This is a genomic window from Paraburkholderia lacunae (assembly GCF_003353175.1).
Lineage (GTDB): Bacteria > Pseudomonadota > Gammaproteobacteria > Burkholderiales > Burkholderiaceae > Paraburkholderia > Paraburkholderia lacunae.
On sequence record NZ_QHKS01000024.1, the window covers coordinates 32104 to 54719 of the forward strand.

A 22616-nucleotide genomic window follows, 5' to 3' on the forward strand; every position below is an offset into this window, starting at 1 on the left:
ATCTCAATACGACCGTTGCTTGATTCCCCACCGATTCGCGTCGTAGGTGACCACCCACAGGTTCTTGTGAAGCGTGATGACTGAACCGTCTGCGCGATTCCTGGTGTACTCGACGAACAAATGAACTTTCCGAGGGCTGACCAGGACGGCATGCTTATCCAGGTAGACCGTTCGGTCCCAGCCGGTGTTCCGCTCGAGGTCATCGAAGAAGCTTGCGGGCAACTGACCTCCGTGTTCCCAAATCACCAATTGTTCACCGGAAAGAATGATGTGCGGGAAATGTAGGCACGCGTCCATGCCGGCGAGATCGCGTGCGTTGAAAGCATCGGTGAAGGAGTCGATGCACGCAATGGCCTGTGACACCGCGGAAGACTCGCTGGAGTCCATGTCTGACGCGGGCAAGAATAGTGAATTACTCATGTCGATGATGGCCTTGATCTGGCAGTCGTCCGTCGATTGTTAACGATCCAGACGACCGTGTCGAACGTCTCAAGATGGCAGCACTGAGCCGGGTGACGACCGCCTCAGCTCAAACGAACTCGGTTCAATGGCGAATTTCTGTAGCCGAGCCACAGCGGGCACTCAATGTTCGCCAGAGCGGACGTTGCGGGCATGCCTGCGCGCTTAACGTCGTATGGAATCTTTACCGACAGTAACCCATTGATACACATTGCCGATAAGCCAGTCGCTAACCTGCTAGCTTGACGACCCACTCCATATCCGCCATGAAAGTGTCCTGCCAATTGCTGGCGAGCGCCTTGCTCCCCGCCCTGCTCGCCGTCGTGTCCCTTGGTGCTCATGCCGACCCGTGGAAGGATGAAAAACATCACGGTGGGGATTACAAGGAAGAATATTGGGATGGGGCGTGCAAGGTTGAGCGCAAATGGAAAGGAAACGGCGAATACAAGGAGAAGAGCAAGTGCAAGGGCGGGCCGTCTCCCGCCGTGATTTATCAACCTCCTCCAGCCGTCATCATCAGCCCTCAGGTGGTGATTGGCCAGTGAGTAGCGCGCATTCGAGCGCCGCTATCGGTGAAGAACGCTTATGACTTCATGGCTTCACTCGATGCGATAAGTGAAAGCGATCAAGCGAAATGTAACGGTCAAGGACAGCTTTTGGCCGAACTCTGCCCGATGTAGAACCTCCAGACCCGACGGGGCGATCGTCAAGTTTTCATGCCGCAGACGCACGCTTCTCGGGAGACGGCCCAGGCATTCATCTAACGAACACTGGTCGCTGCCCATCGGGCCAATCGCGCATGACGATGACGAAACAGAAACTTCAGGATACCCGTCGTAAGGTGCTGCCATCCCGGTATCCACGCACCAGGTCGACGCAATTCAAACGTCAGTTGATCATGCACTTCGCTACCCCCGCCTATGTCACGGACCGTCCGTTCGTGCACCCACATTCGGATCCCAAGCATGCGTGACGTTTCCTTAAACCTATACCCTGGCCCCACCTCGGCCAGTGTTATATCGTCAAAGTCCACTGGGAAGACACCGAGCGCAAGGAACCAGCTCCGGCCCAGACAACGCCCAGTCGGCAACTGATTGATTGCTTTACCCCGCAAATCAAGCGGGATGGTCATCCGCAACCATGGAAGCAACTCGTCGTTAATCCCGTCCGGTGTTGTCACACGGCGCCACACTTCGGTGGCGCTTACCGGAAGCGTAGACTTTTGTTCAAAGGTCGATTTCATGCCGATTTCAGCGGTTTCCGGGATTTCACGTTAATTAAAATTCTCAGGCTATTGTCAACGATTTCCGTGCCAATTCCCAGAGTCACTTCCTGGCCGAACTCAGAAGTTCGATGAAGGATCGAGTCCGACCCATTGCAGCCCTTCCCGCCGCCGTATACCAAACGACGACTGCCAGGCTACAACGGTCATTCAGGCCGGCAGCGGCTGAACCAATGCCGAGCCGCCGCTTTCCTCACTCAGGTAGCGAAGTCAGTCGATGCCGACAGCGACTGCCACGTATCCGTTTCCTGCGTCACGTAAGCGTTTTTCGCAGCGATGGCAGCCAGTGTGTCCGTACCAAGCGGAAGGCGCAACGGTGGGTTCGACGCGTCGACCAGCTTGATCATTGCTGCCGCAAGCTTCATCGGGTCGCCAGGCTGGTTGTGATTCATTTGCACGGCCTTGCGGCGAACCGCACCGGAGGTCTCGTCGTAATCGTCGATCACGTCCGGCGCAACGACCAGCGAAGTCGCATCCAGAAAGTCCGTTCGAAAATACCCTGGCTCGACAACTGTCGCGTGAACGCCTAGCGGTTTCAACTCGGCATGCAACGCTTCGGTGATGCCCTCGACGGCGAACTTCGTCGACGAATACACGCCAAATCCCGCTGCGGCCCGATAGCCGCCAATCGATGAAATATTGATCACGTGGCCCGAGCGGTTCGCGCGCATCGTCGGTAACACAGCACGCGTGACGTTCAGCAAGCCGAATACGTTCGTGTCGTACATGCGACGGACGTCCTTGTCGGCGGATTCTTCCACCGCACCCAGCAGACCGAAGCCGGCGTTATTGACCAGCACGTCGACGCGGCCGAATTTTCCGACCGCCGCCTGCACGGCCGCCTTTGCCTGGGCCTCGTTGGTCACGTCCAGCTCAACCGGCAGCAACGCAACCGAGTCGCCAAGACGCTCGACGATGGCCGGGACGTTACGTCCGGCGGCCACGACCGCGTTGCCGTCCGCGAGCGCCGCTTCGGCAATCAATGCGCCGATGCCTCGCGACGCGCCGGTGATGAACCATACGCGCTTGAAACCACCTTGTTGGACGTCAGCCATGATGTCTCTCCTACGTGTGTGATGAGGTGATGCCATGGTAGGCGCGGCGATTGACACAAACTAGCCGTCCACTACTGGAGTGATAATCAACCTTTATTTGCGAATCTGGAGCCCCGGAAATGAACGGAATTCGTGCGATCACCACTTTCGTACGCGCCGCGACGCTCGGAAGCCTGCGGGGCGCGGCGGTCGATCAAGGCATCTCGCCGCAGGCGGCGAGCCATGCGGTGATGCAATTGGAGAAGGAACTGGGCGTGCGGCTCTTCCATCGGACCACGCGCAAGCTGAGCCTGACAGAGGAAGGCGAACGACTTCTCGACAGCGTGAAGCCGGCGCTCGCGATTCTGTCGTCTGCGCTCGACGAGGCCCGGCGCTCGAAGGAGGAAGTGGGCGGCATGCTGCGCGTGAGCGCGCCGCGCGCACTCGGGCTCCCGGTCCTGTGGCCGTACTTCGAGGAATTCCAGAAGCTCTATCAGAACGTGCAACTCGAAGTGCAATTCGACGATCAGTTCACAGATCTCGTGGCCGACCGCTCCGATGTGGGATTTCGCGCTGGACCGCCGCCATCGGGCGGCTCGATCGCACGCCGACTGGTGCCGATCCAGCTGATCGTGTGCGCATCGCCGGAATATATCGAGCGCAACGGCGCGCCACGGACCATCGAGGAACTGGCTCAGCATCGCTGCACCGGGTACCGGCGCGCAAACACGGGCAAGCTCGCGCAGTGGCAGTTCCGTATCGGCGATGAGATCGTCTATCGCGACGTGCCCGCTGCCATCTGCGTGAACGACACGGAAATGGAAACGCAGGCGGTCCTGTCGGGGCTCGGCATCGGGCAGTTGGGTAGCTTCAACGCAACGACTCATATCAGAAGCGGCCGACTCATTCCGTTACTGACGCGACACGTCACCGAATACGGCATGATCTATATCTACTATAAGCATCGAACCGAACAGTCGTTGCGTGTGAAGACGTTCATCGACTTCATGGTTGAGCGCATGGCCGGCAACCGAAACTTCTTCCTCGATCCGTCCGAGCTTCGCGCTGGGCAGCCGCTGCAGCAGGAACGCGCAGCGAGGAGACGTTGATCGTTGCTGCTTTGGCAGAGGACGCAACGAGCACAGTCGTCGAACAGGAGGCCGCTTTGGTACCGAGCGGACGCTTGAATGTCCGCGAGAGCCCGTGGGCGAACGGCCGCTTGTGTCCGAACTTGCTCACACCGCGCTTCGAACGGAGCAGTCGGGCGATAGATTATGCAATACGCATCAAGCGACGCTCACCGGACATCGGAATATCTCCGCAGCGGCCGTTCGTGTCCGCTGCCTGAACACCACGAAGCCATTGACCACGTCTGGAAAGGTCGGTGACTCCGGGCGTCAACCTTCCACCGGTAGATCAATGGTTCAAATGTCAGAGACGCTCATGGGCACCGTTGCCTGCACGCGCGCGGATCGCCTTCGCAGCACAGTTTCGTCGGTCCACGGGGGCATCCGTTGAACCGCAGGCAGATGCATGGGTGACAGGCCACACGGAGAATAAATGACTGGCTCACTATGGACCTGCTGTCCGCTACGGGCAGCAGCTAACCTTTAGGAGCCGAAATGAAAGCCGCTTTTGACAGCGTGAAAAAAAGCCATACCTCACCATCGCTTCCTGCCTTTGTGGCGTCGCGCATCGAGCAATACTACCGGGAGCGGGTAGCGCAGACGTGGGGAGGCGGGCACATCATGCGCGGTCGCATCCCGGGACCGGATGCGCTGCATCTGTCGAGCAACGACTATCTCGCGATCGCGCGTCATCCCGACATCATTCGCAGTATGAGCCGAACCTTGCGTTCGGACGGCAACGGACTGTTGATGTCGGGCATCTTCCTGCACGGTGATTGCCCGCAGTTGAAGTTCGAGAACCGGCTGTCGACTTTCATGCACGCAGAAGCCGGGGTGCTGTGTCAGTCCGGCTATGCGGCGAATATCGGGCTGATCCAGTCGATCGCTTCGGCACAAACGCCCGTCTACGTGGACATGATGGCGCACATGTCGTTGTGGGAAGGTATCCGCAGTGCGGGCGCGATCCCGATACCGTTCAGGCACAACGACGCGGCGCATCTCGCGCAGCAGATCGCGCGGTATGGGCAAGGGGTCGTGCTGGTGGACTCGGTTTACAGCACGAACGGCAGCGTATGCCCGCTTGTCGTGCTCGCAGATGTATGCGAAATGCATGAGTGCGTGTTCGTGGTCGACGAGTCGCATTCGCTTGGCACGCATGGTCCGCGTGGAGCGGGACTTGTTGTCGAACTTGGACTCGAGTCTCGTGTCGCGTTCCGCACGGCAAGTCTTGCGAAGGCTTTTGTCGGCCGGGCCGGCTTCATCACCTGTCCAGCTGCTTTCCAGGAGTACTTCAAGTTCGAGTCGAATCCCGCGATCTTCAGCTCCACGCTGTTGCCTCATGAGATCAGTGGGCTGGACGCGACGCTGTCGGTGATCGAAGGTGCCGGCCGACGGCGCACGAGACTTGCGTCGAATGCCGCCTGGCTGCGGGAGCGGTTAAGGGAGCTTGGGTATAACCTGAATGCCGGTGAGAGTCAGATCATCGCGCTCGAAGCGGGTACGGAACAGCGCACGATCGTGTTACGCGATGCATTGGAGTCACGGGGCGTTTTCGGTTCCGTGTTTTGTGCACCGGCGACGCCGCGCAATCGTGCGCTGATCCGGTTGTCGATCCATGCTGCGTTGACCGACCCTCAGATCGAAAGGATTGTGAGCGTCTGTCGTGACATTCGCGGCGAGGTCGAGCTTGACAGATGGCCCTCCACCCGGCGCCTTGGAGACCGGCTGTCGTCCTGCGGACACAGCCACGAGCAAAGTACGGCAGACAGTGCGTTAGCGGTTTGATAGCGGCATGACATGGAGTTCACATGTGTGAACTTCATGTTTTCTGCATGTCGCGGTCCAGCCACTCGAGGTAGCGGTCGTAACTCAGCACGTGGCTCAGATCGAACCCGGGCGGGTTGGGAATCACGGCATAAACGTAAGTCTGTTGCCCTGTAAACCGTGTTGCCGGGTGCATATAGCTCTCCCACGCGATGCCGTCCGCAGGGCAGTACCCGCTGGTTTGCCAGAAGTGCGGCAAACTTCCGCCACTGTCCAGGGCGTCGAAAAAGCTCGCGGGTGCGCCTTGTACGCTGGCTATTTCACGCAGACCCCTCAGTGTTTCGTTCGTGTGGACAATCAGCAGATAGGACTTGCCGGTACTGTCGAGCATGAGTAGCCCGTTTGGCGAGTATGAAAGGTAATGTTCAACAATACCGAGCGAATCAAAGAGTTCGCGTACCCGCGCGACCAGCGCTTCGTCACGCAGGAACGTATATTCCGATGTCACCAGCGTGTCGAGGATGGACCGACACCTGTTATCGAAGTATGCCTGCTGCATATCGCGCACCGCGCGATTTAAAGCACTGATGGCCGATGCGTCCTGCTTGCGAATGAAGCGATGAATGATGCCTTCGTTGAAGCTCTCCACCGCGATGTGCTCGTTCGCCTTCCCGGTCAGCATAATCTTGCGTACGGCAGGGTCGGCAATGTGTCGGCAGAATTCAAGACCATTCAGCCCTGGCATGTCGTAATCCACGACGACAACCGATGCCGCCTGAAACCGGTCGTTGTCGAACACCTGATTGCGGACGGTGTCGACGCTCATCGCGATGACCTGCTGAGCTTCGTCCTCATCGGTTCTGTCCCGGTATGGAGCGAAGATCTGGTCGCGAGGCGCACCGGGGCGAGGGCGTTCATTGACGAACCGCAGGGCTTCCCTTGACGAGTTGAAGAGCCGGAAGGCAAGGTTCGGTTCGAGTTGCAGGCACAGATTCGACAGGAATGCAGAGTTGTCGTCGACGAACGTGACCGTTGTCGGAAAATAGAATGGTTTGATCGTATCCATCATCGTGGCCGGGGAAAGGTCAACACAAACTCGGTGTACATGGACTCGATAGACGTACAGTCGATGGAGCCGCCCATCACGCGCATGACGTCACGACAGAAGGCGAGGCCGATGCCGGTGCCGACAGAGGCGTCATCTGCTTCAGCCGACGACGTATAGAAGCGCGTGAAGATGTGGGGAAGTACATGGGATGCGATGCCGACGCCGGTATCGCGAAAGAGGAGTTGGTTCGCGCGTGGTCCGGGCGCAAGCCGGATCGAGATCAGAGCGCTGTCGACATCTGCCATTCCGCGGAACGCATTCTTCAGCAGATTGAAGAGCACATGGACCACCAGCATGCTCGAGCCTTCGAACGTGAAGTCATTGACGACATCCGTGAGCACCCGTTGCTGCTCTCCTGCGCGAAATGGATAGCGATTGAGCGCGGTCTCCACACATTGCCTGATCGAGCAATGTATGGCCTGCTGCGAATGCCCGTCGGTGAACCGTGCGTTCGCGAGCAGCATGTCGATAATGGTATTGGAATGAACGGCCTCCTGCTCGATGCGGGAGAGTACGCCGTCCATGGAATGAAGGTGAGCGGCGCGGATCCTGGGAACACTTAGCCCGCTGTCTTGAGCGATGCGGTACGTTTCGAGCAGCAAAGGCAGGTAGCTTCCGAGGCCCGCGGCGCCGGTGCGGATTGCGAGTAGCGGGGTACGCAGTTCGTGGGCGATGCTGCCGGCGGTTGCCAGCATGGCCCGTTCCTGCTCGACCCGGATACGCTCCGTGTCATAGTTGGCGATGACGCCAATCGCTATCGCAAACGAAAAAATCGCCAGATGGACAAGATACGACGTATTCACGCTGACAACGTCGGTTGTTGCCCAATAGGCGAGGTACGCGAGCGCAATGCCGATCAGGAAATTGAGCAGCAGCATGAGCCAGTCGAGCAGCAACACCATGACGAAAGCAGCAATCAGCGCGCTTTCGACCCAGACGTCCGAGCCATTGTTTTTCAACAGCATGAACGCGAAAAAGAACGGCAGTGAGTAAAAGATTGCCGCGTACCAGTAGTACGGCATGAGCTTTTTCGCCCACGACGGCCAGCGGTCGGAAAATAGAATCGGAATAAACAGCGCGGAGCCGACCAGCCGCAGCGGCAGGTTTTCGTAAGGCTGGGGAAAAAGATCGTTCCAGATGTAGTAATAGAGCGGGAAGCCGACGACCGCAATGATCGAGAAGGGGCGCATCCGGCGGCTCACGTATTGCAGGTTTCGCAAGGCAGGAGCGAACAGCTGGGCGAGGAACAGGCGGATCGGCACCAACGTGCGGGCGTCCCGAGGAGGAATTCTCGTTGTGTCCATTACTTCCAGAATAAAGGATTTACCCGGTTTCTCAGGCAAGGTTCCGGCGTTGAAACTGTGGATGCTTCACGCGGCATCATCTGGATTATGTGGTGCGCGCATTTGTGCGCCCCAATTTACCAACCTGTCGAAGTTATTTGCCGCGGCCCCGGCGCAAATCTTGACCTAAGGTGGCGCCGATGTCACGGCAAATAATTGCGTTCAACCGCTCTGCCCACGGTTATCCGCGTTCATGGTCTTGTAACTGGGGGAAGAATGAGCTGGGTTGTATGCGTATCGAATCAAATGGTGGTTCGTTATTGAGGCTGGAACCACGCGATATTTTCCCCGATATGTGGCGCGCTTCATTCACCTCGGAACGGTTGATTTTGCAAATGCTCATATTCGATTCGCGTCCTACGCGGTGAAACCATAGCGCGCGTCCTCCCCCTATGTTCTGCGCCTGGCCAAACCTGGCGTCGCGCCGCCCCCGCCGCCCGCCACGCGCCTCAAGTTCTCCCTTTTTTCGCCGTAGTCCGTGAAGGTGGCCCTAAAACCGTGGCGCGGCTCGGGTCGTGCCGAAGTGTCGCAGCAGGCGTTCCGATTCGTGCAGCACCTTTCCACTCTTTACGGAAACCATGATTTCCTCACTCCGAACCCGCATCCTGATCATTTCCTCCGCTACCGTCATCGGCGCGCTAGCGCTCTCGGGAGCCGCCGCCTACATCACCGTGCGCGCCAACACGATGGAGACCATCGCGCAGAACCTGAGCGCCATCGCCGGCGCCAATACGCTGGCCATCGACAAGTGGGTGGCTGCCAAAGCGCAGGCCGTGACGGCGACCGCCGAAGAGGTCGAGCACGGCGATCCGCAAGGCTTCGTCAAGCATATGAGTCGCGCGGACGGCTTCCCGATTACCACAGTCGGGTGGGCCGACAAGACCTTTTTCTCGACCAGCAGCACCACGCCCAAGGACTACGACCCGACCGCGCGGCCCTGGTACAAGGCGGCCGTCGCGGCCGGCACGCTGATTGTCACGAAACCGTATGGCGACGCGTCGACGGGCGTGCCCTACGTCTCGTTTTCCGCGCCGATGATCCGTAACGGCGAGCCGACCGGCGCGTTGAGCGGCGCCGTACCGCTCGACGGGGTGCGCGAAGTGGTCGCCGCCGTGCATCCGACGCCCTCGAGTCTGGCCTTCGTGGTGACGCGCGACGGTCAGGTTATCGCGCATCCGGATGCCAAATTGATCCTCAAGCAGGCGACCGACATCTCCGCAGCGCTCACGCCGGACGCGCTGGCCTCGCTCGCACAAGCCGGTGCGCCATTGGAAGTGAATCTGGGCGGGGTTGCGAAGCTGCTCAAGGCGCAGCCGGTGCACGGCACCGACTGGTATCTGGTGCTCGCGCTCGATAAGGCGGAGGCCACGGCGGGTCTGGCCAACGTCCTGCAAGCGCTCGGTGTGGCGATGGTGTTGCTGACGCTGGCGGCGGTGGGCATTGCCGCATTCTTCACCTCGCATTCGTTCCGCAGCCTCTCGCAGGTGCGCGATGCGATGGATACCATTGGCTCGGGCAGCGGCGATCTCACGCATCGCCTGCCTGTGGTCGGCAGCGACGAAGTGGCGCAGATTTCCGCCTCGTTCAACGCTTTCGTAGACAAGATCGGCACGGTGCTGCTGGAAGTGCGGGCCGGCGTGGAGAACATGAAGACGGCGACCAGCGAAATCGAAATGGGCAATCGCGATCTGTCGCAGCGCACGGAAACGTCCGCCAGCAATCTGCAGAACACCTCGGCTGCGCTCACGCAGTTGACTGCCAGCGTCAAGCAGTCGGCCGAGTCCGCGATGGAGGCCACGCGGCTGGCGACCTCGGCGAGCCGGGCGGCGGCGCGCGGCGGCGAAGTCGTGACGAGCGCAGTCAGCACGATGGACGAGATCGCCAGGTCCTCGGCGCGCATTACCGAGATCATCAGCGTGATCGACAGCATCGCGTTTCAGACCAACATCCTTGCGCTGAACGCTGCCGTCGAAGCGGCACGGGCGGGCGAGAACGGCCGCGGATTCGCCGTGGTGGCGGGCGAAGTGCGCACGCTGGCGCAGCGCTGCGCGACCGCCGCGCGCGAGATCAAGGACTTGATTCAAGCCTCGGAAGCCAGCGTAGGCACGGGCGCGCAGCGTGTACAGGCGGCCGGCGCAGCGATGCAGGAAATCGTCGAAGGGATCGATCGCGTGAATCGCGTCATCGGCGAAATCGACGGCGCGATGAACGAGCAGAGCGCCGGCATCAGCCAGATCGACCGCAGTGTTGCCGAGATGGACCAGGCGACGCAGCAAAACGCCGCCCTCGTGGAGCAATCGACCGCCGCCTCCGCGACGCTGAACGAGCAGGCGCACGGCCTGTCGCGCATCGTGGGGCTGTTCAGGCTGCGCCACGCCGACGCACGCGCTTAATGCGCTTAATGCGCTCCGACGACGCTAACTGCGCGGCTTCCGCCGCGCAGACGTCCGACTGTTTTCTGACCGAAGGTGCAGCGCCCCCCTTGATGCGTTGCCGCCACTTCAACGATAACGCGGCTAGTTGCCTGGCGTCGTTGCTGTCGACGTCGCAGGAGACGCAGAGAGCACCTTGATCGACTCCCAATGCGGATGCAGGAGCCGTAACATAGCAAGGATCGCGCTGTTGGTATTCTCTGACACGGTTACGAGGTCGTTTCCTGTCTGCACCGCTTTCTTGCCATGCTGGCAATACTGATATTCGACGTGAACCGTTACTGACATGATTGCGATTTCCTTTCTTTTAAGACTGATGTTTCGTGATTGATAGAGCAACGCAGGCTGCACTCAGTCACCGTCGTAATGCGTGGACCGACACCGTGCGTTTCGCCGTTGTAATCGCGATTGACAGACGCGCCTGCCGGAAGCACGTCCAACGCGGGCACGGCAACGTAATAGTCCGCCATCCTGATTTCAACTTACGCCGTTGATGCAATGGCACCCCTTGAGCGGCGTGACCAGGCCGGCGGCAACAAACTCCTCGCGGAAGCACCCAATATCAGTGAGGCGTTCTGCTTGAACAAAAAAACTTCGCGCGCTCAAGCCCCCTTTCCCTGAACCGGGTCTTCTTGCGGAGACAGTCGAATGTCGTCAGCCAATCCCCGCTCGGCTCGATTGACGAATCCACAGTCCAGCAGGATCTGACAGAAGGTATCGGGAGAGCATGGTGCCCCGGCCAGTTCGCTCAGTCGGGCGAGAACATCAGAGAACGAAGCAAGAACCGACCAACTGTCGTAGTAGGCGTGCAGTTGCGGTACGACCTCGTTGCCCAGATTTTCCCAACGGACGGAAAGCATACCAACCGTTCCGCCGCCCTCCACCCGGTAGAGGCCCAAGGTTACGGCCGAGACAACGCCCATTACCCTGCAATAGGACGCGGTGTTCAAATAGAACTCGCGCCTAAGATGCTCATTGTCGTTCATGGCCTTGTCCTGTCGGAGCGTTTGCGGTTGTAACTCGTATAACGGCGCGCAAACACCGATGCTTGAGTCTCGCGTTATCGACAACCCGACGGGACACCTATAAAAGGACCGGCGGGACCGGCGCGAATGGGCTCCGCTGCCCAGCCTCGACGGTTAGCGCGTCCGCGCCCATTGGGCGAGGCCCGCGCAGGCAATCAGTAAGGTACCCGTGACGAAAAACACCGAATGCAGTCCGAGGTACACACCGATCTGCCCGCCAATCACCGGACCGACGACCTGACCGCTGAATTGGGCGGATTGCAGATAGCCGAGCATTTGCCCCGTTTTGCTTTCATCCACGGAATGTCTGGCCAGCTTGGAGATGGCAGGCAGAAGCCCGGCGAGGCTCATGCCCATCAGCATCCGCAATCCGCCCAGTTGCCACCACTGGGTGACGAAGGCCTGAGGAATCATCGCGAACCCCGTGAGTACCAGGCAGCCGATGATGACGTTCCAGCCACCGATGCGGTCGGCCAATGCGCCGAGCCGGGCTGCCGTCAGCATGCTGCCTAACGCGGAACACGCCATCACCACGCCCGCAATGCGAGTCACGTGATCAGCGCGAACGCCGAGGCCGCCAATGTAGACGGTGATGATCGGCTCGATCGACATATTCGCAAGCAGAACCATCATCGCCGTCGCGAGGAGCGCAGCTACGATGGCGTAATTCGTGCGATGAGTCGGCGCTGCCGTCCTGTTGGCTGCACGCCCCCCGGCGTCGGCCGGATGAAAATCCTCCTGGACGACGACGATCGTGAGCAGGGCCGCCACTGCGATCATCGCTCCGCCGGCGAAAAAGGTGCCGCGAATTCCGATCCATCCCGGCAACACGCCGCCAACCAACGGTCCGATGAGACTTCCCGCGAGCGCGCCGGTCGAGAGAATCCCCAACGCCCAGCCAGCCCGGTCGCGGGGCACCTGAGTGCCGACCATGACGGTGGCGGCAGACGCGTAGCCGCCCACCAGCCCCGCGATCAGGCGCAGCGCGACCAGTTGATGGACCGTATGGGCGACGCCGATCAGCGACATCACCACGGCCATGCCTACCGCTGCCCGAACGAGCATGGGCTTGCGGCCGTACCGATCGGCAAGACGTCCCCAGAGCGGCGCGGTGATGGCTGTCCCGAGAAACGTCGCACCGAACGCGACCCCCGACCATTCGATGATCGCCGACTGCGATTCGACACCGAGTTGCCGAACGTAGAGCGGCAGAAACGGCAACAGCATGCTCAGACTAACCAGCGTGGTGAACGAACCGAACACGCAGACGGCCAGATTGCGTCGCCAGTAGTTCTCGTTGCGTTCGGCATAGCCGAGCGGCGCCGGCTGGCGCGCAGGCGGGAATGGAGAGTGAGCGGTTTGATTCATTTCGTCCTCAGCGCAGGAAGCAGATCGACAGGAAGCGCGAGCGCCAATGAAGCGGTGCCGACCGCGAACAACATCCTGTAGTCATCCCCGCTACCGGAGAACAGGAGGCAACAACAGGCACCCGTCTTTGATGGGGCCACTCTAGATTGAATCGATTGGAGGGAGAATCGCCGACATGCGGAAGACATTCTTCCGCCGTGCGATTCAATCGGCATCGGTAACGAGCCCCAACTGCTTGAAGTGCCGGCGCAGGCGGGGCGCGGCGAAATCCACGAAGGCGCGTACCTTCGGTACCGAAAGGCGTCCATGCGGCGTCAGGAGATGAACCGGTAGCGGCGCCTGCTCGCTATCGCGCAGGACGATCTTCAGCGATCCCTCCTTGATCTCCTGGGCGAGGTGATAGGAGAACATTCGTGTGACGCCGTGGCCGGCAACCGTCGAAGCGACAGCCGCACGGATAGTGTTGACGATGAAACGCGGCGTGAACTGCACGACCTGAGGTATCGGCGAGCCGCTCGACGTCGGGAAGGTCCACGAGTCCACCCCGAAATGCGTCATCGAGATGATTCGGTGGTGAGCGAGATCAGCCGGCTCGTCGATGCGTGGATGTTTGGCGAGGTACCCGGGGGATGCCGCGACGACGCGTCGAACTTCACCGACGGGTATGGCGATCAGCGTCGAATCCGGCAGATGCGCAATGCGCAGCGCCACGTCGATGCCCTCGTCGATCAGACTGACTGGCCGGTCGAGCAGTTGCAGGCGAACCGAAACGGCTGGAAAGCGCTCGATAAAATCGTCGATTATCGGCCGCAGCAGGTCCTCGCCAGCGGCGACCGGGGCAGTGACCGTCAGCAGACCGCGCGGCGCCGAGCGCTCATGCGCAACCAGCATGTCGGCTTCTTCGAGGTCGGTCAGGATGCGTCGGCACGCTGACGCGTAACGTTTGCCCGCTTCGCTAAGCTTGATGGTCCGCGTGGTGCGATGGAGCAGGGCCGTGCCCGTATGCTCTTCAAGGAAGGCAATCGCCCGGCTCACTGCCGCGGGTGAGCGGCCAAGCCGACGCCCCGCGCCAGCCAGACTGCCTTCGTCGAGCGTTGCGATAAACACTTTCATCGCGTCGATTCGGTCCATGTCGCGTCAATAGTCCGGAGCGAGATTGTTTCCGGAAGTCTACCGTGCGACGGACCGGCGTGCGGTGCCGCTCATGCCGGAGAAACGTAATCTGGCTGCGGAATTGCGATGGAACGCTGATGTCCAGATTGACTCTTGTACCGCTAAAGGACCTGAGCCCCTTCATTCACGCGATCGTGTACCTGTTCTGGGGGCCACCGCTATAAAGGCTTCTGGCAAGTTCCAGAATTCGGTCGCGGTTGCGGTCGAAGGCTGCCAGCAACGCGTGCTCGTCAGAACCCATGTCAGGGTTCAGCTTCGTCAGCATCGCATCGTCGACCAGAAAGGCAATCTCGCGAGAATTGTCGTAGCCCCAGAAGCACACACAGTGTCTTGAAGCGTCGTAGATGCGACTGGGATTAGGAAAGTTGATCACCACGCTACTTTTTCCCATCTACTCACCGGAACAGGAATATCGCCACTTGCTCGCGTTGACATTGATGCGGGCATCACTGTCGCGCCGCTTCTGGGCGCGCTCGTTTTCCGCCTTCTCCAGTGCAGCGGCGCGCGCCTTCTGCGTGACGACGAAGTCGCTGTGCCTGCTAGGTGAAGGCGAATACACTTTGGTTTGCTTTGGCATGCTGGTTCCTATAAAAAATTTCAAATATCGAGGCCGATGCGACAACCGCATTTCGCGGACGGCACCCCGTATGAGAGGCGCGATCGGGTGCTTGCGCGCTTACCGCCTGCAACAACTCCTGCGCACCGAATGCCGGGCCGAACCCTACAGCGCCGCCCGGGTTTGCGCTCCTGCAGAAGTAGTCTGAACAAATGCGGCAATCGCTGCGATTTCTGGTCCCTGACAGACTCTGGCCACGAGCCGAACGCGGTGGGGTTCCCGACGCCGGCCCGCGGACCGGCCGGAATCTAGTGCCTGGGCCCCTTCATTCCCTCGGCTTCCATGGCGGCATTGCGCTCCTCGCATGCCTCAATGGGTTCCATTGTCTCGTCGACAGAAGCTGTCGCGCGTTCCGTGGCCGCCCTGGTTTCGTTGACAGTTGCGCCGGATCCTCCGTCTTCGTCGCCCGGGGGCTCCAGCATGTCGTCAAGCATGGCCTCTAACTCCGGCGTGTTCCACGGAGCGCCATGCTGCCTCTTCCTCTTGATGTAGTGCCTGACTTCTGCGTCCTGCTCCGTAGTCAATGGAAGACCGTGAAAGGTGCTTTTGGGGGTAGCTTCAACCATGGTACTGCTCCCGGGTTTGTCCTGTTTCGAGTGTAGTCCTGTTGTGCTTAAGAAGCGCTAACTATCGGTCACCGCATCGACCAACCCTTCCGTCCGCACCAACTTTCCGACGCTCCTCAGGTTCTTCGCAACACCGCCCCGTTTACCGGTCCTTGCCTTGTTACTACAGCAAGCGCGAGGAATCGCATCGCGCAATCTGCCGATGCTACTCCGTGACGCCGCGGTGTTCCATCAGAAAACTCAAAATGAGGACTTTCAACTTTTTATATCCGTGTATGCTGGAAGAAATACCCGTCGAATCGTTCACCCGAGCTGGAAAAGTCGGTTAAGACGCTGTGCATGTCCTTCATGAAGTTGAAGGCCCGATCACACTGTTACAGCAGGTTTCGACAGCAGCAGTGACGCTTGAATCAGGTAGAACGACATGAGTGGGCCGCGATGCCTCACTGTTCGACATAAGAGCACCTATCGCTATTCTGAGCCAGTGAGTTTCGGTGCGCATCGGATGATGTTTCGCCCACGCTCCGGCCACGACCTGCGTCTCGTGAGTTCACAGTTGTGCATTACGCCGACACCCGCCCGCCTGCACTGGCTGCACGATGTGTTCGACAATTCGGTCGCAATCGCCACGTTCTCCGACGAGGCATCTCAGCTCCTGTTCGATAGCACGGTCACGCTCGAGCACTACGAAGCGCCACTGCCCGAATATGCGATCGAGCCTTATGCCGCGACCTGGCCGTTCGCGTACACCAACGAGGAGGCCACAGATCTCGTGAATGCGCGGAGCCGCCGGTACCCTGATGCGGCCGTCGACAGGTGGGCGCGCAGTTTCATTGCGCGAGGTGGCAACACGTCGACGATGGCGCTCCTGCGCGCCATGACGACGGAGATCAAAGACGGATTTCTTTATGTCCGGCGCGAGGAGAAGGGTGTCTACCGCCCGGCTGATACGTTGTGCCGTCGAAGTGGCAGCTGCCGCGATTTCGCCGTTCTCATGATCGACGCAGCTCGCTCCCTGGGTCTCGCCGCACGGTTCGTAAGTGGCTACATCTTTGTCCCGGATCACGACACCACTCAAGGAGGAGGGGCCACACACGCATGGTTACAAATCTTCCTGCCGGGCGCGGGCTGGGTGGATTTCGATCCGACCAACAGCATTATCGGAAATCAGCACCTGATTCGGGTAGCCGTGGCGTGGGATCAGCATCAGGCCTTGCCCTTGTGGGGAACCTGGACAGGGACGCCAGAGTCGTTTCGCGGTTTGGATGTCGAAGTGAGTGTCACCGAGGACCGCTGTTGAATCTTTTTGCGAAAGGCCGCTGCAATGAAACTTCGTGTTGGCTATGAACTGATCTACGAGTGCGTGCAGTACACCCCGATGATGCTGATGCTGAACACGCACTACTCGCGCGTGCAGGATGTATTGTCGGCGGATCTACTTGTCGTCGATCCATCGGTGACCATCCTGCAGTATCGGGATGGTTTCGGCAATCTCTGTAGCCGACTCGTCGCACCGCCGGGTCGAATCGAAATGTCGACGACCGCGTTGCTTGAGATTTCCGACCAACCCGAAGAGCGGGAGCCTTACGGTTACCAGCATCCGGTCGAGGAATTGCCTGACGAATGCATGGTGTTTCTGCTAGGTAGCCGCTATTGCGAGACCGATTTGTTGTCCGATGCCGCGTGGCAGCTTTTTGGCAAATCGCCGCCCGGCCGCGATCGGGTGCAAGCGATCTGTGATTTTGTTCATCGCCATATTGTCTTTGGGTACGAGTTTGCCCGATCGACCAAAACAGCGTGGCAGGTCTACCACGAGCGACGGGGCGTGTGTCGCGATTTTGCCCACCTGGCAGTCACATTCTGTCGGGCCATGAACATTCCGGCGCGTTACTGCACGGGATATATCAGTGACATCGGCGTGGCCCCACCCTATAGCGCTATGGACTTCGCGGCCTGGTTCGAGGCGTATGTCGGCGGCTGCTGGCAGACATTCGATCCGCGCAACAACGTGCAGCGCACCGGACGGGTGTTGATGGCCCGCGGACGAGATGCTGCCGATGTCGCGATAAGCAACACTTTCGGCCCGGCAAAGCTGGTGAATTTCACCGTGCATTGCGCGCCCGAGGTGGGGTGATCGGCCGGGCAGGCCGCCGTCGACGTCATCCTTGGAGCCGCTGAGTAGCAGCGCACCTGCATCGCACTATGCAACTGCGCGACAAGGTTCGCGCGAAACAAGGAGCGTTGTATGAAGATCGCTCCTGCTATTTCTCTGGTTACCTAAAATATAAGCATGGTTCTGACCTCAAGGGAGGCTGCCATGAGCCAGTCAATGATCAGTTTTGTAGTGGGGATCGTGGTGGTGCTGTGCGTCGCGATATTTGCCGCGATACGGTACGGGCGGGCGCACAAAAGCGAGCCGGTTGCCCGTTGGCTGGATACGCATCCGATCCGGGACTGGATGCGCCATAAGCACTGAGTGATTCAACATGATCTTTGGAAGCGCTGGGGCGCGCGCGTGCTATTTCTCTATCGCGCGGTCTGTCGCCTGAAGTAAAGCGAGAACAGATTGAAAAGGATGATATGACGTACGCAATGTGGGGCATCGCGGTCGGGCTGGCACTGATGTTCGGCGTGTCGCTGCGGCGATACAGGCGCAGCCTTCTGCGGAAGCGGGAGATCCGTTGGATGGGTGAGCACCATGTATTGGACAGGTTACGCAAGCAATTGGGATTGTCGTTTGAGAAATGACGTGCGCTCGGCAGATTGGCTGGTTGCAAAAGGCTGTTTTTTGGAGGAGTTGGCGAAATGACCATGAATTACGCAGGCAGGTCGCACGATGAAGCCGTGGCAGCGCGGCACGGGCAGAAGCAGAAGGCGCAGGAACAGGCAGGCGGCGAAATGGCGATAGAGGGGACGGAGGCCGACGCGGAGCATAGTTGCGGCGAGCTCTCCGAGCGGGGAAAGCAGGTATGGCGAAGTGGGAGCGGAATCAACGGTGGGGGAAAGGAGTGATGGGGTCTCGGTGATCTGATGCAACAGGCGGAGCACATCAGGCGCTGGAGCCGGTGGGAGCAGCCAACCGGACCGACGCGAGTAAGGAGACGGCAGCAGAGAAATGCTCTGATAGCCGCGGCACCATGCTGTTATGCAAGTGCGCCGCGGTCAGGGTTGCGCGGCTTACTTCAGACGCGCTTGCAACTCGTTCGCAAGCTGCCGGGTTGCAGCTTTGGTCGGCGCGTCTGCGGCGAGCGCGTTAAGCAGGCCAAAGTCATGGATCGTACCGTTGTAGCGGATCGTGGTGACTTCATTGCCCGCAGCGTCGAGCTTGCGACCGTAGGCCTCGCCTTCATCGCGCAGCACGTCGAACTGCGCCACCTGGATCAGCGCCGGCGGCAGGCCTTTCAGCTGATCCGCTGAAGCACGCAACGGTGAAGCGTAAATCTCGTTACGCTGCTTCGGATCCTTTGTATAAGCATCCCAGAACCACTTCATCATCGGCCGGGTCAGGAAATGACCTTCCGGATAGGCGTTGTACGAGCCGTCGCTGAAATCGTTGTCCGTCACCGGCCACATCAGGCCTTGAAAGCGGATTGCGGGGCTCTGCTTGTTCTTCGCCATCAAGGAGACGACCGCGGCCATGTTGCCGCCGACGCTGTTGCCCACTACCGCGAGGCGGCTGCCGTCGACACCGATTTCATTGCCATGGGCCGCGACCCATTTGGTGGCCGCGTACGCCTGGTTGATCGCCACCGGGTAGCGTGCTTCGGGCGACGGCGTGTAATTGACGAACACCGCCACGGCCCCGGATTGCACGACGAGGTCGCGCACCAGCCGCTCGTGGGTCTGGAAGTCGCCAAGGATCCAGCCGCCGCCGTGGAAGAACATGAAGACCGGCAGCGTACCTGTTGCGCCTTGCGGCCGCACGATCGTGATCGGCACGGTGATGCCGTCCTGCTCGACGGTCTTGTTCGACACCTCGATGCCCGACAGATCGACCTTCACGCTGTTCTGCGCACCGATCAGAACCTGGCGCGCTTGCGCCGGCGTCAACGTGTTGATTGCCGGTCCGGTGCCGCTGTTCAGCGCATGGAGGAACTGGCTGGTCACCAGATCGGGCGAGGTGGGTGTTGCCGGGCTCGCGGCGACGGCGAGGGTGGTGCTGGCCGCAAGTACGGCGGCCAGCAGCAAGGGCTTGAATGTCTTCATGGCTTGGTCCTATGCGAGTCGATTGGGCGCGTCGCGTGGTTAAACGATCGTGAGGGTGACGTCGATGTTGCCGCGGGTGGCATTCGAGTACGGACAGACGATGTGCGCCTTGTCGACGAGTGCCTGTGCCGCTTCGCGCGCCATGCCGGGCAGGGAGATTTTCAGTTCGACTTCGATGCCGAAGCCGTTCGGAATTGCGCCGATGCCGACGCTGCCGTCAATCGAGACGTCTGCGGGGATGGCGACCTTGTCGCGCGCGGCCACGAACTTCATCGCGCCAAGGAAGCAGGCGCTATAGCCGGCGGCAAAAAGCTGTTCGGGATTGGCTCCTTCGCCGCCCGCACCGCCCAATTCCCTGGGCGTGGTCAATTTGAAGTCGAGGTTACCTGCGGGGACGACTGCACGGCCGTCGCGGCCGCCAGTGGCGTGGGCATGGGCGCGGTAGAGGACTTTTTCGAGTGACATGGTGAAGCTCCTTTAAGGAAGGTGACAATTAGATTTTGCTATCTACTACTAGATAGATTTATGTGTAAAAAAACGGATGATTCGACAGCGCATTCATCTTTAATCTATCTACTCAAAGATAGATTAAAGGGTAAAACAAAGAGGTGGCTTACCACCTCACATCGATTGCGTTATCGCGCAATCCTCACCGAAGCCTCGACATCTTCGAGTCGAGCCTTGGTGTGGAACAGTCGGCTTGCCAGCACACTACCCTGGAAAGCCGCAAACAGGGCACGCGCGGCGTTTTCCGGTTTGCCGTTCACTGCCAGCGTATGCTCCTGCGCGCCTTGCGCCAGAACCTTGGCCAACCAGTTTTCGTTGGCCTTGAAAAACGCCTGCACCGCTTGCCGGATGTTGTCGGGCAGCGACTCGATATCGGCGGCCAGCATGCCGCACAGGCAGATCTGATTGCCGTCACCGAGTGTCCTGCCAAACAGCTTCGCGTACTTGCTCAGCTTGGCATCGGCAGGCAACGAAGCGCCGATGGCGTTGAGGCCGTTGAGTACCTCTTTGCTGTACTCGTTGACCGCTTCCAGTACCAGGTCGTCTTTCGACGGAAAGTAGTAATGGATGCTCGAGGTCTTTACGCCAACCAGACTGGACAGGTCACGGTAGCTAAACCCGTTGTAACCACGCAGCATGATGAGCGTGATTGCATGGTCGAGGATCTGCTCGCGCACTGTCGTTGTCGGTTCCATGGATCGAACTATATCTACTCATAGATAGACTGTCAAGCGGCTCGGTCGAAAAATTTTGCTGAGTACGACAATACGAAGGTGCGGGGCAACGCGAGCGATGGGGCAGATACGACTGACGAAACCGGGTTCACGACCCTCGGCGCACGTCCAGTCGAAAACCCGGCAGTCATTTCAGCTGGACTGATGCCGCAGCGGCCGTCCAACCTGAGTCTGACCGTGCGATACACCGTCGAGGCATGTTCGGCTTACCTTTATTCGTGCCCCGTCACGAACTTTTTCGTCGCGTGATAGCCGTGCTTTGTTGCATCGCCGACGGCATGGCCAGCCGTCTTCGCACCGTGGCCGACCGCGTGCGTGGCATCGCGCACAGCATGCCCACTCTTCTTTGCTGCAGTCTTGACATCGTTCTTGAACTCGTGGGCGCCTGTAGCCAGGCTCGCACGCGCCAGTGGGCTGAGCACGGCCAGCACGAACAGGATGATCGAAATTCTCGTCTTCTTCATTACGCTGATTGTTCCCTGTAAGGTTGGTACGCATGATAAGCATCAGGACAGTTTGAGAGCACCGCTCGCATCCAGTACGACGGCGCCTCGTCTGGGGCAACCGCGCGCCGGTCAATATCCTGCGTGCGGGATGCTCCCAGTCGGGCCGGTCGCCATTCAGGCGCCCGGCAATGCGTCGATCTCTGCGCGAAGCACGGCGACTACGCCAGTCCAATCGCCTCGCTTCGTTTGTCGAAACAACCGCGCCGTTGCGTACCACGGACTATCGCTTCGGTCGAGTTGCCATCTCCAGTCCGGCATCAACGGCAAGGCAATCCATACGGGTTTCCCAAGCGCCCCCGCCAGATGCGCAACAGCTGTGTCGACGCTGACGACGAGGTCGAGGTGAGCGATCAGCGCAGCAGTCTCAGCGAACGTGGTGAGCCGCCCGGAAACATCGCGCAGCACCCCGCGCTGTTCAAGCTGCGCGAGGCACGCGCGATCACTATCGCGTACATCCGGTTGTAGTGCGAAGAAATCTGCGTCGGCATCCAACATCGGCTTCAGTTGCTCGAGCGAAATGGACCGATTGTGATCATTCAGATGCGTCCGGCTTCCCGACCACACGATTCCAATTCTCGGCCGTCGAATGGAGCCGGCAGACAAATCGTCCCATTGACGGACAAGCGTGTCGTCTGCCTGCACATATGGACCGGATAGCGCGAGATCGGGTTCGCGAACCTTGAGCGCAAACGGCAGACTCAGGGTTGGAATGTGATAGTCGAAACGTGGCACTTGTCCTGTCTCACCGATGACTTCGGCCGCACCTCGATAATTCTGGAGGAGCGGCAGCAGCGCATCCTGAACACGTAACACGACATGAGCGCCAGCTGCACTGAGCCGATCTACGAAGCGCACGAATTGCAACGTGTCGCCGAACCCCTGCTCATGATGAACGAGGATAGTCCTGCCATCTATCGGTTGGGTGCCGGTCCATAGGGTGTTCTGCGGAAAACCGTGGCTGCAGGTGCCATCGCGCCAACGCCATTCGTATTCGCGCCAGCCGTGTTCGAATTCGCCCAGCAGCAAATTCGTCTGAGCTCGATTGGTGCGTGCGCCGGCGTCGTTCGGATCGATCGAAAGCGCCTTCTTGAATTGAAGCAATGCCTCATCAAAGCGCCGCAGATCTCGCAGCGCGACCCCTAGATTGACGTATGCGCGTACGAAGCGCGGCTTGAGCGCGATCACCTGCCGGTAGGCATCCAGTTCGTCCTCATAGCGTCCCATCGCACCGAGCAGCGTTCCCCGGTTGTAATGCGCTTCGGCTGATTGTGGCTGGATCTTGCACAGATGCACCAACACCTCGAGTGCCCGCTGCGATTCGCCAAGCTGTATCAGCGACATTGCGACACCATGCAACGAGGCAGCA

General features: G+C 59.7%; 23 protein-coding genes. 8 read left to right on the plus strand and 15 right to left on the minus strand.

The window, feature by feature from the left end:
* Window positions 1–3: 3 nt before the first annotated feature.
* On the minus strand, window positions 4–387 hold the full coding sequence (locus DLM46_RS29020) for a hypothetical protein (protein ID WP_115106279.1): 384 nt from the start codon (window positions 385–387) through the stop codon (window positions 4–6).
* A 338-nt stretch (window positions 388–725) separates the two neighbouring features.
* Here DLM46_RS29020 and DLM46_RS29025 point away from each other — a divergent pair, with 338 nt between their 5' ends.
* The gene (locus tag DLM46_RS29025; protein WP_115106461.1) at window positions 726–1004 is read left to right on the plus strand and encodes a hypothetical protein; all 279 of its coding nucleotides are present in this window, start codon (window positions 726–728) and stop codon (window positions 1002–1004) included.
* Between the two features lie 934 nt (window positions 1005–1938).
* Here the strand turns inward: DLM46_RS29025 and DLM46_RS29035 are convergent.
* Entirely contained in the window at window positions 1939–2796 is an 858-nt protein-coding gene (locus tag DLM46_RS29035) for an oxidoreductase (RefSeq protein WP_115106284.1), read from the minus strand.
* A 119-nt stretch (window positions 2797–2915) separates the two neighbouring features.
* Between DLM46_RS29035 and DLM46_RS29040 the strand changes: the two genes are divergently transcribed.
* Together DLM46_RS29040 and cqsA are read left to right on the plus strand one after the other, a co-directional pair.
* A complete protein-coding gene (locus DLM46_RS29040) occupies window positions 2916–3884 on the plus strand; it encodes a LysR family transcriptional regulator (protein WP_115106287.1) in 969 nt (322 codons plus the stop codon).
* A 513-nt stretch (window positions 3885–4397) separates the two neighbouring features.
* Window positions 4398–5687, plus strand: coding sequence for an alpha-hydroxyketone-type quorum-sensing autoinducer synthase (gene cqsA / locus DLM46_RS29045; protein WP_115106289.1), 1290 nt, complete (start codon window positions 4398–4400; stop codon window positions 5685–5687).
* A 34-nt stretch (window positions 5688–5721) separates the two neighbouring features.
* Here cqsA and DLM46_RS29050 read toward each other — a convergent pair whose 3' ends face one another.
* The gene (locus DLM46_RS29050; RefSeq protein WP_244306405.1) at window positions 5722–6735 is read right to left on the minus strand and encodes a response regulator; all 1014 of its coding nucleotides are present in this window, start codon (window positions 6733–6735) and stop codon (window positions 5722–5724) included.
* Complete coding sequence (locus DLM46_RS29055; RefSeq protein ID WP_244306406.1) at window positions 6732–8117, minus strand: sensor histidine kinase; 1386 nt, start codon at window positions 8115–8117, stop codon at window positions 6732–6734. The genes DLM46_RS29050 and DLM46_RS29055 overlap by 4 nt, the downstream gene beginning before the upstream one ends.
* 578 nt (window positions 8118–8695) lie before the next feature.
* Here DLM46_RS29055 and DLM46_RS29060 point away from each other — a divergent pair.
* A complete protein-coding gene (locus DLM46_RS29060; protein WP_115106295.1) occupies window positions 8696–10510 on the plus strand; it encodes a methyl-accepting chemotaxis protein in 1815 nt (604 codons plus the stop codon).
* 641 nt (window positions 10511–11151) lie between these two features.
* Here the strand turns inward: DLM46_RS29060 and DLM46_RS29070 are convergent.
* The 6 genes from DLM46_RS29070 to DLM46_RS29095 form a co-directional block, all read right to left on the minus strand.
* Window positions 11152–11535, minus strand: coding sequence for a hypothetical protein (locus DLM46_RS29070; RefSeq protein ID WP_244306407.1), 384 nt, complete (start codon window positions 11533–11535; stop codon window positions 11152–11154).
* Window positions 11536–11688: 153 nt separating this feature from the next.
* Complete coding sequence (locus tag DLM46_RS29075) at window positions 11689–12942, minus strand: MFS transporter (protein WP_115106300.1); 1254 nt, start codon at window positions 12940–12942, stop codon at window positions 11689–11691.
* A gap of 204 nt (window positions 12943–13146) precedes the next feature.
* Window positions 13147–14073, minus strand: a complete 927-nt coding sequence (locus DLM46_RS29080; protein WP_115106302.1) for a LysR family transcriptional regulator — start codon at window positions 14071–14073, stop codon at window positions 13147–13149.
* 166 nt (window positions 14074–14239) lie between these two features.
* The gene (locus DLM46_RS29085; RefSeq protein WP_115106305.1) at window positions 14240–14506 is read right to left on the minus strand and encodes a DUF1488 family protein; all 267 of its coding nucleotides are present in this window, start codon (window positions 14504–14506) and stop codon (window positions 14240–14242) included.
* Entirely contained in the window at window positions 14507–14692 is a 186-nt protein-coding gene (locus DLM46_RS29090; protein WP_115106307.1) for a hypothetical protein, read from the minus strand. It abuts the gene before it with no gap.
* 287 nt (window positions 14693–14979) lie between these two features.
* The gene (locus DLM46_RS29095) at window positions 14980–15297 is read right to left on the minus strand and encodes a hypothetical protein (protein WP_115106310.1); all 318 of its coding nucleotides are present in this window, start codon (window positions 15295–15297) and stop codon (window positions 14980–14982) included.
* A gap of 424 nt (window positions 15298–15721) precedes the next feature.
* Between DLM46_RS29095 and DLM46_RS29100 the strand changes: the two genes are divergently transcribed.
* The 4 genes from DLM46_RS29100 to DLM46_RS40565 all read left to right on the plus strand — a co-directional run bounded on the left by DLM46_RS29100 (window position 15722) and on the right by DLM46_RS40565 (window position 18309).
* Complete coding sequence (locus DLM46_RS29100) at window positions 15722–16597, plus strand: transglutaminase family protein (RefSeq protein ID WP_115106312.1); 876 nt, start codon at window positions 15722–15724, stop codon at window positions 16595–16597.
* A 24-nt stretch (window positions 16598–16621) separates the two neighbouring features.
* A complete protein-coding gene (locus DLM46_RS29105; RefSeq protein ID WP_115106314.1) occupies window positions 16622–17431 on the plus strand; it encodes a transglutaminase-like domain-containing protein in 810 nt (269 codons plus the stop codon).
* A 183-nt stretch (window positions 17432–17614) separates the two neighbouring features.
* Entirely contained in the window at window positions 17615–17773 is a 159-nt protein-coding gene (locus DLM46_RS39660) for a hypothetical protein (RefSeq protein ID WP_165848077.1), read from the plus strand.
* A 329-nt stretch (window positions 17774–18102) separates the two neighbouring features.
* Window positions 18103–18309, plus strand: coding sequence for a hypothetical protein (locus DLM46_RS40565; RefSeq protein ID WP_115105828.1), 207 nt, complete (start codon window positions 18103–18105; stop codon window positions 18307–18309).
* Between the two features lie 165 nt (window positions 18310–18474).
* Here DLM46_RS40565 and DLM46_RS29120 read toward each other — a convergent pair whose 3' ends face one another.
* From DLM46_RS29120 to DLM46_RS29140, 5 genes are all read right to left on the minus strand, one after another.
* On the minus strand, window positions 18475–19503 hold the full coding sequence (locus DLM46_RS29120; RefSeq protein WP_115106320.1) for an alpha/beta hydrolase: 1029 nt from the start codon (window positions 19501–19503) through the stop codon (window positions 18475–18477).
* Window positions 19504–19542: 39 nt separating this feature from the next.
* Window positions 19543–19968 (minus strand): organic hydroperoxide resistance protein, encoded by a 426-nt coding sequence (locus DLM46_RS29125; RefSeq protein ID WP_115106322.1) that lies wholly within the window; start codon window positions 19966–19968, stop codon window positions 19543–19545.
* 170 nt (window positions 19969–20138) lie between these two features.
* A complete protein-coding gene (locus DLM46_RS29130) occupies window positions 20139–20705 on the minus strand; it encodes a TetR/AcrR family transcriptional regulator (RefSeq protein WP_115106325.1) in 567 nt (188 codons plus the stop codon).
* Between the two features lie 251 nt (window positions 20706–20956).
* Entirely contained in the window at window positions 20957–21208 is a 252-nt protein-coding gene (locus DLM46_RS29135) for a hypothetical protein (protein ID WP_115106327.1), read from the minus strand.
* Between the two features lie 156 nt (window positions 21209–21364).
* The gene (locus DLM46_RS29140; RefSeq protein WP_244306412.1) at window positions 21365–22591 is read right to left on the minus strand and encodes a tetratricopeptide repeat protein; all 1227 of its coding nucleotides are present in this window, start codon (window positions 22589–22591) and stop codon (window positions 21365–21367) included.
* Window positions 22592–22616: the final 25 nt, after the last annotated feature.

Coding starts and splice junctions, on each gene's coding strand:
- DLM46_RS29020 (WP_115106279.1), bottom strand. CDS start 387: ATGGACTCCAGCGAGTCTTCCGCGGTGTCACAGGCCATTGCGTGCATC.
- DLM46_RS29025 (WP_115106461.1), top strand. CDS start 726: ATGAAAGTGTCCTGCCAATTGCTGGCGAGCGCCTTGCTCCCCGCCCTG.
- DLM46_RS29035 (WP_115106284.1), bottom strand. CDS start 2,796: ATGGCTGACGTCCAACAAGGTGGTTTCAAGCGCGTATGGTTCATCACC.
- DLM46_RS29040 (WP_115106287.1), top strand. CDS start 2,916: ATGAACGGAATTCGTGCGATCACCACTTTCGTACGCGCCGCGACGCTC.
- cqsA (WP_115106289.1), top strand. CDS start 4,398: ATGAAAGCCGCTTTTGACAGCGTGAAAAAAAGCCATACCTCACCATCG.
- DLM46_RS29050 (WP_244306405.1), bottom strand. CDS start 6,735: ATGATGGATACGATCAAACCATTCTATTTTCCGACAACGGTCACGTTC.
- DLM46_RS29060 (WP_115106295.1), top strand. CDS start 8,696: ATGATTTCCTCACTCCGAACCCGCATCCTGATCATTTCCTCCGCTACC.
- DLM46_RS29070 (WP_244306407.1), bottom strand. CDS start 11,535: ATGAACGACAATGAGCATCTTAGGCGCGAGTTCTATTTGAACACCGCG.
- DLM46_RS29075 (WP_115106300.1), bottom strand. CDS start 12,942: ATGAATCAAACCGCTCACTCTCCATTCCCGCCTGCGCGCCAGCCGGCG.
- DLM46_RS29080 (WP_115106302.1), bottom strand. CDS start 14,073: ATGGACCGAATCGACGCGATGAAAGTGTTTATCGCAACGCTCGACGAA.
- DLM46_RS29085 (WP_115106305.1), bottom strand. CDS start 14,506: ATGGGAAAAAGTAGCGTGGTGATCAACTTTCCTAATCCCAGTCGCATC.
- DLM46_RS29090 (WP_115106307.1), bottom strand. CDS start 14,692: ATGCCAAAGCAAACCAAAGTGTATTCGCCTTCACCTAGCAGGCACAGC.
- DLM46_RS29095 (WP_115106310.1), bottom strand. CDS start 15,297: ATGGTTGAAGCTACCCCCAAAAGCACCTTTCACGGTCTTCCATTGACT.
- DLM46_RS29100 (WP_115106312.1), top strand. CDS start 15,722: ATGAGTGGGCCGCGATGCCTCACTGTTCGACATAAGAGCACCTATCGC.
- DLM46_RS29105 (WP_115106314.1), top strand. CDS start 16,622: ATGAAACTTCGTGTTGGCTATGAACTGATCTACGAGTGCGTGCAGTAC.
- DLM46_RS39660 (WP_165848077.1), top strand. CDS start 17,615: ATGAGCCAGTCAATGATCAGTTTTGTAGTGGGGATCGTGGTGGTGCTG.
- DLM46_RS40565 (WP_115105828.1), top strand. CDS start 18,103: ATGACCATGAATTACGCAGGCAGGTCGCACGATGAAGCCGTGGCAGCG.
- DLM46_RS29120 (WP_115106320.1), bottom strand. CDS start 19,503: ATGAAGACATTCAAGCCCTTGCTGCTGGCCGCCGTACTTGCGGCCAGC.
- DLM46_RS29125 (WP_115106322.1), bottom strand. CDS start 19,968: ATGTCACTCGAAAAAGTCCTCTACCGCGCCCATGCCCACGCCACTGGC.
- DLM46_RS29130 (WP_115106325.1), bottom strand. CDS start 20,705: ATGGAACCGACAACGACAGTGCGCGAGCAGATCCTCGACCATGCAATC.
- DLM46_RS29135 (WP_115106327.1), bottom strand. CDS start 21,208: ATGAAGAAGACGAGAATTTCGATCATCCTGTTCGTGCTGGCCGTGCTC.
- DLM46_RS29140 (WP_244306412.1), bottom strand. CDS start 22,591: ATGTCGCTGATACAGCTTGGCGAATCGCAGCGGGCACTCGAGGTGTTG.